The following is a 12,820-nucleotide window of genomic DNA, read 5'->3' as shown; positions in this document are numbered from 1 at the left end:
CCCGCCGCCACCGTGCCCGCTACCACCGTGCCCGCCGCCCTGCCCGCCGCCACCGTGCCCGCTACCACCGTGCCCGCCGCCCTGCCCGCCGCCAACGACTCCGCGCCGGCGCCCTCCTCCCCCGCCGGCGCGGCCCCCGCTCAGACGCCGGCGGCCGGGACGGCCAACGGGACGCGGAGGGGAAGGATCTTCTCCAGCCCTCTCGCCCGCCGGATGGCCAGGGAGGCGGGCCTGCCGTACGAGCAGATCACCGGCACGGGCCCGAACGGCCGGATCATCCGCAGGGACGTGGAGGCGGCGATCACGAGCCGGGACCGGGCCGCGTCCGTCCTCGCGGCGGCCCCGGTGACGCCCCCGGCGACGACGGCGGCCCCCGTGACGGGCCCCGCGACGGCATCTGTGACGGGCTCGGTGGCGGGCATCCCGGCCTTCACCGAGATCCCCCACTCGCGGATCCGCAGGGCCGTCGCCTCGCGGCTGACCGAGAGCAAGCAGACGACCCCCCACTTCTACCTGCGCGGCACCGCACGGGTCGACAGGCTGCTACGGCTGCGGGAGGAGCTGAACGACGGCGCCTCCGTCCGCGTCTCCGTCAACGACCTGGTGATCAAGGCCGTCGCCGGAGCCCACCTGCTGGTTCCGGCGATGAACGTCATCTGGACGCCGGACGCTGTCCGGTCGTTCTCCTCGGTCGACGTGTCGGTGGCGATCGCCACCGAGCGCGGCCTGGTGACGCCGGTGCTCAGGTCCGTGGAGCGGATGACCGTCTCGTCCGTGGCCACGGCCGTCAGGGACTTCGCCGAGCGGGCCAGGACCGGGCGGCTCCGGCAGGACGAGCTGGAGGGCGGCACGATCAGCGTGACGAACCTCGGCATGTACGGCACCGAGGACTTCGCGGCCATCATCAACCCGCCACAGGCCGCGATCCTCGCCGTCGGAGCGGCTCGTCAGGAGCCGGTCGTCGAGGACGGAGAGCTCCAGGTCGGCACGGTCATGCGGGTGACGCTCTCGGTGGACCATCGCCCCGTCGACGGTGTGGTCGCCGCCGAGTGGATGCGGGCCTTCCTCTCCCTGGTCGAGAACCCCGTGCGGATCCTCGCCTGAACCCGGTGCGGATCCTCGCCTGATTCGGATGCCGGGGCCCGGCGTGATACTCCGGATTTCAATCACTAGAGTCGAACGAGACCCGTCCTCCGCGAGCCGGGGCCTCTCCGGCCCGCGGAGGAACAGAAGAGTACGTGTCGTTTTTGGGGGATTCAGATGCAGACCCGCAACATCGGCGACGTCCAGGTCGGCGCGATCGGCCTCGGCGGTATGCCCATGTCGATCGAAGGCCGGCCGGACGAGTCGCGCTCGATCGCAGCCATCCACGCGGCGCTCGACGCAGGCGTGACTCTGATCGACACCGCGGACGCCTACCACATCCACGCGGATGAGGTCGGCCACAACGAGTCCCTGATCGCACGGGCGCTGGCGAGCTACGGCGGCGACGCCTCCGAGGTGCTGGTCGCCACCAAGGGCGGCCACCTCCGCCCGGGCGACGGCTCCTGGACGGTCGACGGATCGCCCGAGCACATCAGGCAGGCCGCGGACGCCTCGCTGAAGCGGCTGGGCGTGGACGCGATCGGGCTGTACCAGTTCCACCGCCCCGACCCGACCGTTCCGTACGAGGACTCCGTCGGCGCGGTCCGCGACCTGCTGGACGCGGGGAAGATCCGCATGGCCGGCATCTCGAACGCGAACCCCGAGCAGATCCGCACGGCGAACGAGGTCCTCGGCGGCCGGCTGGTGAGCGTGCAGAACCAGTTCTCCCCCGCCTTCCGCTCGAGCGAGCCCGAGCTGGACCTGTGCGCGGAGCTGGGCATCGCCTTCCTGCCGTGGGCCCCGCTCGGCGGCATCTCACGCGCGGGCGAGCTGGGCTCCCGCTTCGCCCCCTTCGCGGAGGTGGCACAGGAGCACGGCGTGAGCCCGCAGCAGGTCTGCCTGGCGTGGCTGCTGGCCAAGGCCCCGGTCGTGATCCCCATCCCCGGTTCCTCGCGTCCGGAGACGGCCCGCGACTCGGCCAAGGCCGTCGACCTCAAGCTGTCCGCGGACGAGCTCGCCCGGCTGGACGCCAACTGAGCACGTGAACCGGTGACCGCATAGGACCGGGCATACGGAGGGGGGCCGGCGATCGCATGTGTCGATCGCCGGCCCCCTTTCGCGATGCCGGACGGGCCCGCCGCCACCGCCGTCCCCGGTGGCCCGGCGGGTCAGCCTGTGATCAGCTGACCGCTTCCGACGGCGTCAGGGCGCGCAGCCGTACGGCGTTCGCGGCGGCGTCGTCCGGCTCCCGCCGGGACGCGGTGTCGGCCTGGACGTACTGCCGATAGTCGTCGATCTCCCTCTTCGTCCGGTCGACGTCCCAGCCGAGGATCGGCGCCAGGAGTTCCGCGATCTCCGCTGAGGCCTGCAGTCCGTGGTCGCGTTCCTCGATGAAGATGCGGGTGCGTCGGACCATGACGTCCTCCAGGTGCAGTGCGCCCTCGTGCGAGGCCGCGTACACCGCCTCGACCTTGAGGTAGCCCTCCGCGCCCGGAATCGGGTCGCCCAGACCGGGTGCCATCCCGATGACCTCGAGGAGTTCCTCCGCGCGGGAGCCGTACCGGTGCAGGAGGTGCTCCACGCGCCCGACCGAGAGCCCGGCCCGCTCCGCGAGCCGCCTCTTGTTGTTGCGCACGGCCTCGAACCCGGCCGCGCCGATGATCGGGACCCGCTGGGTGATCGACGCGGGTACGGCCTCGCCCAGGTGCCTGACCGCGGCGTCGACGGCGTCCTCGGCCATGATCCGGTAGGTGGTGTACTTTCCGCCCGCGACGACCGTCAGACCGGGGAGCGGCCTGGTCACGGCGTGCTCGCGGGAGAGCTTGACGGTGTTCGCGCCCGACTGCCCGATGAGCGGGCGCAGGCCCACGTAGACGCCCTCGATGTCATCGGCGGTCAGCGGGTCCTTCAGGACGGCGTTGACGTGGTCGAGGATGTAGTCGATGTCCGCGTTGGTCGCGGACGGCTCGGCCTTGTCCAGGTCCCACGCGGTGTCGGTGGTCCCGACGATCCAGTGCGCCCCCCACGGGATGACGAAGAGCACGCTCTTCTCCGTCTTCAGGATGAGCCCCGTGTCGAGCCTGATCCGGTCGCGCGGCACGACGACGTGCACGCCCTTGGACGCGCGTACGGACACTCCCTCGGTGGGCCGGGCCGTCGCGGTGCCCTCCACGCCGGCCAGCCGCTGCAGTTCGTCGGTCCAGACGCCGGTGGCGTTGATCACCTCCCGGGCCCTGACCTCGATCTCGGCGCCGCTCTCCAGGTCGCGCACGCGTGCCCCGGTCACCCTGGCGCCCTCGCGCAGGAAGCCGATCACCGGTGTCCTCGTGGTGACGCAGGCGCCGTACTGGGCGGCGGTCCTGGCGACCATCATGGTGAACCGGGCGTCGTCGACCTGCGCGTCGTAATACTGGATGGCGCCGACGAGCGCGTCCTTGCGCAGCGCGGGGGCCTTCTCCAGCGTCCGGCGCAGGCTGAGCTGGCGGTGACGCCGCAGCCCCCACGACCCGGCGAGCGTGTCGTACAGGGTGATCCCGGCGCCGACGTAGAACCGTTCCCAGACCCGGTGTGTCAGCGGGTAGAGGAAGGAGACCGGCCGGACCAGGTGCGGCGCCAACCGGGTCACCAGCAGGCCTCGCTCCTTGAGCGCCTCGCGCACCAGCCGGAAGTCGAGCTGTTCCAGGTAGCGCAGGCCGCCGTGGATCAGCTTGCTCGACCGGCTGGACGTGCCCGCCGCCAGATCGCGGGCCTCCACAAGGGCGACGGACAGTCCGCGGGAGACCGCGTCGAGCGCGGCTCCCGCCCCTACGACGCCGCCGCCCACGACGAGCACGTCGAACTCGTGCTCGCCGAGGGTGCGCAGCGCCGCCGCCCGGTACCGGGGTCCCAGCACCGGCCCTCGAGACGGTCCTGGAGTCGGCTCCAGGGATGGCACGGAAGTCGGCCCCGAATATTCAGACATCGTGTTTAGAGCTCCTCATTGATCGAGGGGAGGTGCCGGGCCGCCGTCTGTCTGACAGGCAGGCGGCCCGGCGACGTTTCACTGGACGTCGACCCAGTCGAGGGTGCGGGTGACGGCCTTCTTCCAGCCGGCGTAGCCGCGCTCGCGCTGCTCGTCGTTCCACTGGCTCTCCCAGCGGCGGGCCTCGTTCCAGTTCTGCTTGAGGTCGTCGGTGGACTGCCAGAAACCGACGGCGAGCCCGGCGGCGTAGGCCGCGCCGAGCGCGGTGGTCTCGGCCACGACCGGCCTCGACACCGGCACGCCGAGGATGTCGGCCTGCATCTGCATGCACAGCTCGTTCGCGGTCACACCGCCGTCGACGCGCAGCACGTCGAGGACGACTCCCGAGTCCTGCTGCATCGCCTCGACGACGTCGCGGGTCTGGTAGCAGATCGACTCGAGGGTCGCCCGCGCCAGGTGGGCGTTGGTGTTGAACCGCGACAGCCCGACGATCGCGCCGCGGGCGTCCGACCGCCAGTAGGGGGCGAACAGGCCTGAGAAGGCGGGCACGAAGTACACGCCGCCGTTGTCCTCGACCTGCCGGGCCAGCGCCTCGCTCTGCGCGGCGCCCGAGATGATCCCGAGCTGGTCGCGCAGCCACTGCACGGCCGAGCCCGTGACCGCGATCGACCCCTCCAGCGCGTAGACCGGCTTGGCGTCGCCGAACTGGTAGCAGACCGTGGTCAGCAGGCCGTTCTGCGAGCGCACCGGCTCGGTGCCGGTGTTCAGCAGCAGGAAGTTGCCGGTGCCGTAGGTGTTCTTGGCGGTGCCGGGCTCGAAGCAGACCTGCCCCACCGTCGCCGCCTGCTGGTCGCCGAGGTCGCCGGACAGCGCCAGCTCCCCGCCCAGCAGGCGGGTGGTGCCGTACAGGTCGGGGTTGGACGACGGCTTGATCTGCGGAAGCATCTGACGGGGAATGTCGAAGAAGGAGAGCAGCTCGTCGTCCCAGTCGAGCGTTTCCAGGTTCATCAGCATCGTGCGGCTGGCGTTGGTGGGGTCGGTGACGTGCACACCGCCGTCGACGCCGCCCGTGAGGTTCCACAGCAGCCACGTGTCGGTGTTGCCGAAGATCGCGTCGCCGCGCTCGGCCGCCTCGCGGACGCCGTCGACGTTCTCGAGGATCCACTGGATCTTGCCGGCCGAGAAGTACGTGGCCGGAGGCAGGCCCGCCTTACGCCGGATGACGTCTCCCTTGCCCTCGCGCTCCAGTGCCGAGGCGATGCGGTCGGTCCGGGTGTCCTGCCAGACGATCGCGTTGTAGTACGGCCGGCCGGTGCGGCGGTCCCACACGACCGCCGTCTCCCGCTGGTTGGTGATGCCGAGCGCGGCGAGGTCGGAGGCGTGCAGATCGGCCACGCGCATCGCGGTGTCGGCGACGGCGCGGGTCCGCTCCCAGATCTCGGTGGGGTTGTGCTCGACCCAGCCCGCCTGGGGGAGGATCTGCTCGTGTTCCAGTTGGTGGCGGGCCACCTCGTTGCCGCCGTGATCGAAGATCATGAAACGGGTGCTCGTCGTGCCCTGGTCGATCGCTCCGACGAAGTCGGCCATCGCTCGTCTGCCTCTCGTGTCGTGGGGTCACACCGATCTAATACCGGGTCGGGAATCAGCGGGCGGCCGTCGCGGCCTCGTAGTCGGCCGGCGGCGGGGTGCGGCCCGGCTCGGGCGCTCCCTCACGCGGCAGGAAGCGGTCGACCAGAAGTTGGTAGAGGCCCGCACCGATGACGCCGCCGATCAGGGGGGCGACGATCGGCACCCAGAAATAGAGATCACCGTACTGGTCGCGCCAGGCGGTTCCGTAGCCCGTCAGGAACGAGGCGAGGCGGGGGCCGAAGTCACGGGCGGGGTTGATCGCGTAACCGGCGTTCGTCCCCCAGGCCATGCCGATCGCCACCACGATCAGGCCGACGATGAACGGCGCCAGGTTGGCGAGCGGGGCGGAGTTGCGGACATCGGTGACGGCGAGGATCAGGAACAGGAGGATGGCGGTGCCGATGATCTGGTCGCGGAAGCCGCCCCACATGTGGACCGGCAGCGTGCCGTTGCCCGGCAGGGTCGAGAAGACCCCCTGCGTCTTGACGGTGTGCCCGGGGTCGACCTTGGCCAGGACCTCGCTGTAGTTCCATCGCACGATCAGCGCCGCGAGGAACGCGCCGAGGGTCTGCGCCAGGGCGTACGGAAGGACCTTGCGCCAGGAGAACCCTTTGAAGACGGCCAGGGCCACGGTCACCGCGGGGTTGAGATGGGCGCCGCTGACGCGGGACGCCGTGTAGACGCCGAGGACGACCGCGAGTCCCCACGCCCATGCGATGCTGTCGTGGTCGCCGATCCCGCCGCCGACGACCTGGGCGACGACGCCCGTGCCGAAGAGGATGAGGATCAGCGTCCCCGCGAACTCGGCCGCCAGCTCACCCAGCAGCCCTCGGTTTGCGAACCGTTCCGCCATGTCTCCTCCTAAGACCATGTCCGCCTCCAATGGCACGGACGGGCGGTGGTATTGGGACCCCCACAGGGGATGCAACGGGACGTTAAGCTTCGCTGTGAAGTACGTCAACGAATGAGTGTCGGCATTGTCGAACACTGGTCAGACTCACTGGTCCGTATTAGGCTCGTTGCGTGACGCAGGCCACTTCATTGCCGTCTATAACGTCCCGGCCGGTCGTTCATCGAAGAAAACCCGGTGAGGTAAAGCCTCACGCCAAGATCTTGCGTCGGCATTGTCGAACGCTTTTCGCCGGAGATACGATCCGCCCCATGCCCGGTCCAGTTCAGTCCATCGAGCGAGCAGCCGCCATCCTGCGCCTGCTCGCCCAGGGGTCGGGGCGGCTCGGCCTCAGCGAGATCGCCAACTCCCTGGGCCTCGCCCGGGGCACGGCACACGGCATCCTGCGCACGCTCCAGATGGTCGGCTTCGTGGAGCAGGACGAGGCGACCGGGAAATACCAGCTCGGCGCCGCGTTGCTGCACCTCGGCACCAGCTACCTCGACGTCAACGAACTGCGGTCCCGCGCGATCAACTGGGCCGACGCGCTCGCCGCCCGCAGCGGCGAGGCCGTGCGGATCGGCACCCATCTGCAGGGCAAGCTCCTCGTGGTCCACCACGTCTTCCGGCCCGACGACACCCTCCAGACGCTGGACGTCGGCGTGCTGCTGCCCATGCACGCGACGGCCATGGGCAAGGTTCTGCTCGCCTACGACGCGAACGCCGCCGCGGCCGTGCCCGACGGCGACCTCGAGCCGTTCAGCCGCCGCACGATCCGTACGACCAAGGAGCTCACGCGCGCCCTGTCCGGCATCCGCGAGGTCGGCTGGGCCGCCGACGTCGAGGAGACCACCGTGGGAGAGGCGAGCGTGGCCGCCCCGATCCGCGGATACGGCGGCCTGGTCGTCGGCGCCATGGGGATCTCGGGACCCGTCGAGCGGCTCTGCGATCCGCACAACCGGCCCCGGCCCGATCTCGTGACCTTCGTACGCGACGCCGCGCGGGCGGTGTCGCGCGATCTCGGAGCCCCTCGCTGGTGATCTCGCTCGGAGAACCCGGTGAAATCCGATGCCCGCCTGACACGGAGGGAGGACACCGTGGCTGAGCGTTATGTGATGTCCATCGACCAGGGAACGACCTCGACCCGCTGCATCCTCTTCGACCACGGCGGCCGCCTGGTGTCGGTCACGCAGCGCGAGCACAAGCAGCACTTCCCGCGCCCGGGCTGGGTGGAGCATGACGCCACCGAGATCTGGCGCAACCTGGAGCAGATCGGTCCGAAGGCGCTCGCGCAGGCCGGGATCGGCTCCGGAGAGGTGGCCGCCGTCGGCATCGCGAACCAGCGAGAGACGACGGTGTTATGGGACCGCCACACGGGGATCCCCGTCACCCGGGCCGTCGTCTGGCAGGACACCCGCACCGACATGCTGGTGGAGGAACTGGCCCGCCGCCCCGACGCGTACATCGTCGAGGATCTGTGCGGCCTCCACCTCGCCACCTACTTCTCGGCCCCCACCATCCGCTGGCTGCTCGACCACACCCCCGGCCTGCGGGAGCGCGCCGACCGGGGCGACGTCCTGTTCGGCACGATGGAGAGCTGGCTCATCTGGAAGCTCACCGGCGGCCCCGACGGGGGCGTGCACGTCACCGACGTGACCAACGCGAGCCGCACGCTCTTGATGAACATAAACAATCTGAGCTGGGACGACACGCTCCTGGACTTCTTCGGTGTGCCCCGCGCCATGTTGCCGGAGATCCGGCCGTCGGCCCAGACGTACGGCGTGGCCACACGCGTCATGCCCGGCGTGCGCATCGCGGCCGCCCTCGGCGACCAGCAGGCGGCGCTGTTCGGGCAGACCTGCTTCGCCGTCGGCGAGGCCAAGTGCACGTACGGCACGGGCAGCTTCCTGCTGCTCAACACCGGCCATGAGCCCATCCGCTCCACCCACGGCCTGCTGACCACCGTCGGCTACCAGATCGGCGACGAGCCCGCCGTCTACGCGATGGAGGGGTCCATCGCGGTCACCGGGGCACTCGTCCAGTGGTTCCGTGACGGGCTGGGACTCATCGGCACCGCCCCCGAGATCGAGACGATGGCCCGGTCCGTCGGCGACAACGGCGGCTGCTACATCGTGCCCGCCTTCTCCGGGCTGTTCGCCCCCCACTGGCGCAGCGAGGCGCGCGGCATCATCGTCGGCCTCACCTCCTACATCACCAAGGGCCATCTGGCCCGGGCCGTCCTGGAGGCGACGGGGTGGCAGACCCGCGAGGTCGTCGACGCGATGAACGCCGACTCCGGCCTGGATCTGCGGACCCTGAACGTCGACGGCGGCATGACCGCGAACAACCTGCTCATGCAGTTCATCGCCGACGTGCTGAACGTGCCGGTGGTCCGGCCCATGGTCGCCGAGACGGTGTCCCTCGGCGCCGCCTACGCCGCCGGGCTCGCCGTCGGCTACTGGCCGGACCTCGAAGGTCTGCGCCGCAACTGGCACCGCGCCGCCCAGTGGCTGCCGGCCATGGATCCGGCGCTCCGCGCCCGGGAGTACGACAACTGGCAACGCGCGGTCGAGCGCACCTTCGACTGGATCAAACCTCACGAGGAATGACCATGCCCGCTGAACGTCCGCTCGGCCGTACGAGACTGATGGTCACCTCGGTCGGCTTCGGCCTGGCCGCGGTCGGCCGCCCGGCCTACATCACGCTCGGCCGCGACGAGGACCTCGGCGAGGATCGAAGCGTGGCCGCGATGCGCGCGCGGAGCTGGGCCGTGCTCGACGCCGCATGGGCGGCCGGAGTGCGCTACTTCGACGCCGCCCGCTCGTACGGCAGGGCCGAGGAGTTCCTCGCCGGCTGGCTGCACGACAGGGGGATCGCCCCGGGCGCCGCGACGATCGGGTCGAAGTGGGGATACGAATACGTCGGCGACTGGCGGCTGGACGCGGAGCGCCATGAGGTCAAGGACCTGCACGCGGAACAGCTGCGCCGTCAGCTCGACGAGACACTCGAACTACTCGGCGAGCACCTGTCGCTCTACCAGATCCATTCGGCGACCGTGGAGAGCGGAGTGCTCGACGACGATGACGTCCTCGGCTCGCTGAGCACCCTGCGGGCGGAGGGCGTCGCGGTCGGGCTGTCGACCACTGGCCCACGGCAGGCCGAGACCATCGACCGGGCGGTCGACACCGGGGTCTTCGACACGGTGCAGTCGACCTGGAACCTGCTGGAGCGCTCAGCGGGATCCGCTCTGGCCCGGGCGCACGCGGCCGGACTCGGTGTGATCATCAAGGAGGGCGTGGCGAACGGCCGGCTGACGCCCCGCGCGGCGCCCGCGGCACTCGCGGCGGCCGCTCGAGACCTGGGCGTTTCCGCGGACGCGCTGGCGCTCGCCGCCGTGCTCGCGCGGCCATGGGTCACGACCGTTCTGAGCGGCGCGGCGTCCACGGCCCAACTGCGGGACAACCTGAAGTCCGCCGCGGTCCCGTGGGACGACGGGCTGGAAAGGCGGCTGGCCGCGATGACCGAGGATCCGGACCTCTACTGGGCCCGGCGCGGCTCGCTGGCCTGGAGCTGAACCGGTTCGGGCGGTGTCGCGGGCCTCAGGGCGTGTAGCCCGCACCGGCGTCACCCGTTCCCGATCCGTCGAAGCCGAAGTCGTCGGACGAACTGGACCCGTCGGAATCGTCGGAGGACCACGACGACGCGTGCTGGTGGCCTTTGATGTCCAGGATGAGCGTCTGACTTCCAGGCACAGTGCCGTCGACCGGCGGCCACACGACCACGACGTCCTGTGGTGTGGGCGCATGGAGGGCGGCCGCGTCGGGGAAGGTCGGCATGGGGTCGTCGATCCAGGCGAGCTGCGACAACACACCCCGGACGGGACCGGACGCGGCCTCCGGCGCGGAGACGACGCCCTGCGCGTCCACGGCCGGAGCCGGGTCGGCGGACGTTCCAGAACCCGTGGCAAGCAGGACGCCGGCCATTATGAAGGTACAGAAAGGCATGAGCTTCCCCCAACGCTAATGACGGTACGAGATCGACAGTAAGCACCACAGACCGCATGATCTACGACTAGTCGATCAATGTCCGGTCAAACATTCCCGGGATGATCCGCACGCCCCCCGCAGTGCCGGAGAAGGCAACATCAACTACACCCTCACTGGGAGTATGATGCGCGGAAATGAAGTGTCGGCGGTGACGTCCGGACAGCGGGCGAAGCCGGATCGGAGGTCGCCGATGTACCCGAGTCCGTCCCCCCAGGACTGGGCAGCCGGGCGTTTCGGCGACCGGGCCGGCGCCGTACGCCGTCAGATCCTCGCGTCGCTGACCGAGGCCGTCGGCAACGCCCAGGACGCACAGCGCTGGTCGCGCAGCGACAAGCGGTTCCCCTACGGCCACACCCTGATGACCAGGCGGTACGAAGCGCTCGTCGAAGGGTTCCGGCACGAGCCGGGCTTCCAGACGGTCAGGCCGTACGGCTCGCCGCACCATCTGGTGGTGCTCGACGGCAACCTGCTGCTGCCGTTCCGCTACGCCGAGGACGACGCCACGCCCATCTCCGAGGCCCGGATCAGCGACGGCCGCATCTCGGCGCTGGTGCGCGAGCTGTTCGATCGGTTCGGCCCGGCGGCCTCCTACCGCCAGGAGGAGCTCGACCTGTCGATCGACTGGGAGACCGGGCACGACCGGGAAGGCGAGCAGGACCTGGAGGCCTGGTCCACCGAGAACGAGGCCGCCGCGATCCGCCCGGCGCTTCCCCTTCTCCCCGAGGACACCCGGCTGGTCCCCATCGCCTACGCGGGCAACGCCCACGCGGGACTGCTCCGGCTCTACTGGGGCGAAGCCGAGCTCCTCGACGACCTCGGGCACCTCCGGTGGCTCCATTGCGAGCCGATCCCACTCACGATCGCGTCCGCGTCCGGCGGCGGCGTCGAGGCGTCCGGCGCGGCGCGCTTCGACCAGGGCGTCCTGCCTTCCCTCGCCCTGCGCGCCAGACCGCCGGTCGAGCGGGCGAATGAGACGATGTTCCCCGTCCACAGCGAGGCGATTCAGGAAGCCCCGGTCACCGCCGACAATGAGCACCCGTAACCAGGGCCACCCGAGCCCGCAGGCCGTGGCCGACGCGTTCGACCCGAACCGGCTCACCCAGGCGCGGCACCTCGCGGGCCTGACGAAGAAGGATCTGGCGGAGCGGATCGGGGTCACTCCCGCCGCCGTCGGGCAGTACGAGACGGGCATGACCCGGCCGCGTCCGGCGCTCGTCCCCCAGCTCGCCGACGCCCTCGCCGTGCCGCCCGCGTTCTTCCTGACCGGCCGCCCGCACGGCAAGCTCGACGGCTCGATGGCGCACTTTCGCAGCCTGCGCTCCACGCGCGCGCACCAGCGGGCCAAAGCCGTCGCGTTCGTCGAGCAGGTGTGGGAGCTCGCCCACGCACTGGAGAAGCGGGTACGGCTCCCGCACGTCGACCTGCCCGGCTTCTCCGGCGGCGAGGTGCACTCGGGGGTGGACCTCCCCCGCGACCCCGCCCAGGCCGCCCGCGTGCTGCGCCGGCTCTGGGGGCTGGGCACCGGACCGCTCTCCCACATCGTCCGGCACATGGAGGCGCACGGCGTCATCGTCGTGTTCCCGCCGCCCGACGAGGACGCCGCGACGGTCGACGCGTTCTCCACCTCGCAGTTGCCCCGGCCGATCGTGGTCCTGACGGCCAACCGGTTCGACGACATCCATCGGTACCGCTTCACCGCGGCGCACGAACTGGGCCATCTGGTCCTCCACGGCGACACGGCGTCCGGAGACACCCAGCAGGAGCGGGAGGCCGACGTCTTCGCCGCGGAGTTCCTCACTCCCCGCGACAGCATCCTGCCCGACCTGCCCAGACGGCTCGACCTGCGCCGCCTGGGGCAGCTCAGGCACACCTGGGGCGTCTCCGTCGACTCACTCCTCTACCGCTGCCGGGAGGTGGGCCTGCTGTCCGACTCCGCGGCGAGCCGCGCCTACCAGCGGCTCCGGGAGCTCCGCGACCAGCCCGGCTTCGCCGCCGAGCCCATCAGCGGCTATCCCGGCGAGCAGCCGACGCTCCTGCGTCAGGCCTTCGAGCTCGCGGTGGCCGAGACGGGGCTCACCATGGCCCAGCTCGCGAACGCGCTGGCCTGGCCGGTCGGCCGCGTGCGGGAACTGCTCGGCATGCCCGACCAGCGCCCGGCCCTCCGCATAGTCCCCTGAAGGCGGCCCATCTCGCTGTCCGGCGGCCTTCCGC

Annotated in this window: 11 protein-coding genes; 7 read left to right on the top strand and 4 right to left on the bottom strand. The window is 70.8% G+C overall.

Going from position 1 to position 12,820, the window contains the following annotated elements; translation table 11 throughout:
- A partial coding sequence (locus Psi02_RS06525; protein ID WP_203972534.1) for a 2-oxo acid dehydrogenase subunit E2 occupies nucleotides 1-1,104 on the top strand: 1,104 nt, incomplete at its 5' end.
- A gap of 156 nt (nucleotides 1,105-1,260) precedes the next feature.
- The gene (locus Psi02_RS06520) at nucleotides 1,261-2,121 is read left to right on the top strand and encodes an aldo/keto reductase (protein ID WP_203972533.1); all 861 of its coding nucleotides are present in this window, start codon (nucleotides 1,261-1,263) and stop codon (nucleotides 2,119-2,121) included.
- 142 nt (nucleotides 2,122-2,263) lie between these two features.
- Here the strand turns inward: Psi02_RS06520 and Psi02_RS06515 are convergent, their stop codons facing one another.
- The 3 genes from Psi02_RS06515 to Psi02_RS06505 form a co-directional block, all read right to left on the bottom strand.
- Nucleotides 2,264-4,045: a glycerol-3-phosphate dehydrogenase/oxidase gene (locus tag Psi02_RS06515; RefSeq protein WP_203972532.1), complete on the bottom strand. Its 1,782-nt coding sequence runs from the start codon at nucleotides 4,043-4,045 to the stop codon at nucleotides 2,264-2,266.
- 78 nt (nucleotides 4,046-4,123) lie between these two features.
- Nucleotides 4,124-5,632 carry a glycerol kinase GlpK gene (gene glpK, locus Psi02_RS06510; protein ID WP_203972531.1) on the bottom strand — a complete coding sequence of 503 codons (1,509 nt, stop codon included), beginning with the start codon at nucleotides 5,630-5,632 and terminating at the stop codon, nucleotides 4,124-4,126.
- Nucleotides 5,633-5,687: 55 nt separating this feature from the next.
- Nucleotides 5,688-6,527 (bottom strand): MIP/aquaporin family protein, encoded by an 840-nt coding sequence (locus tag Psi02_RS06505; RefSeq protein ID WP_203953009.1) that lies wholly within the window; start codon nucleotides 6,525-6,527, stop codon nucleotides 5,688-5,690.
- A 308-nt stretch (nucleotides 6,528-6,835) separates the two neighbouring features.
- On the opposite strand from Psi02_RS06505, the gene Psi02_RS06500 reads away from it, so the two are divergent.
- Genes Psi02_RS06500 through Psi02_RS06490 form a run of 3 tightly spaced genes read left to right on the top strand, consistent with a single transcriptional unit; the run spans nucleotide 6,836 to nucleotide 10,137 of the window.
- Nucleotides 6,836-7,603: an IclR family transcriptional regulator gene (locus Psi02_RS06500; protein WP_203972530.1), complete on the top strand. Its 768-nt coding sequence runs from the start codon at nucleotides 6,836-6,838 to the stop codon at nucleotides 7,601-7,603.
- Between the two features lie 57 nt (nucleotides 7,604-7,660).
- The gene (gene glpK / locus Psi02_RS06495) at nucleotides 7,661-9,172 is read left to right on the top strand and encodes a glycerol kinase GlpK (RefSeq protein ID WP_203972529.1); all 1,512 of its coding nucleotides are present in this window, start codon (nucleotides 7,661-7,663) and stop codon (nucleotides 9,170-9,172) included.
- 2 nt (nucleotides 9,173-9,174) lie between these two features.
- Entirely contained in the window at nucleotides 9,175-10,137 is a 963-nt protein-coding gene (locus Psi02_RS06490) for an aldo/keto reductase (protein WP_239094656.1), read from the top strand.
- A gap of 25 nt (nucleotides 10,138-10,162) precedes the next feature.
- Here Psi02_RS06490 and Psi02_RS06485 read toward each other — a convergent pair whose 3' ends face one another.
- The gene (locus tag Psi02_RS06485; RefSeq protein ID WP_203972527.1) at nucleotides 10,163-10,546 is read right to left on the bottom strand and encodes a hypothetical protein; all 384 of its coding nucleotides are present in this window, start codon (nucleotides 10,544-10,546) and stop codon (nucleotides 10,163-10,165) included.
- A 253-nt stretch (nucleotides 10,547-10,799) separates the two neighbouring features.
- On the opposite strand from Psi02_RS06485, the gene Psi02_RS06480 reads away from it, so the two are divergent.
- Nucleotides 10,800-11,651, top strand: coding sequence for a hypothetical protein (locus tag Psi02_RS06480; protein ID WP_203972526.1), 852 nt, complete (start codon nucleotides 10,800-10,802; stop codon nucleotides 11,649-11,651).
- Nucleotides 11,638-12,786: a helix-turn-helix domain-containing protein gene (locus tag Psi02_RS06475; RefSeq protein WP_203972525.1), complete on the top strand. Its 1,149-nt coding sequence runs from the start codon at nucleotides 11,638-11,640 to the stop codon at nucleotides 12,784-12,786. Before Psi02_RS06480 ends, Psi02_RS06475 begins: the two co-directional genes overlap by 14 nt.
- The last annotated feature ends 34 nt before the right edge of the window (nucleotides 12,787-12,820 follow it).

The organism is Planotetraspora silvatica, assembly GCF_016863315.1.
In the GTDB taxonomy this organism is placed as follows: Bacteria; Actinomycetota; Actinomycetes; order Streptosporangiales; family Streptosporangiaceae; genus Planotetraspora; species Planotetraspora silvatica.
The sequence above is the reverse complement of the archived record's forward strand: the minus strand, read 5'-3'. Positions and strand labels throughout refer to the sequence as shown.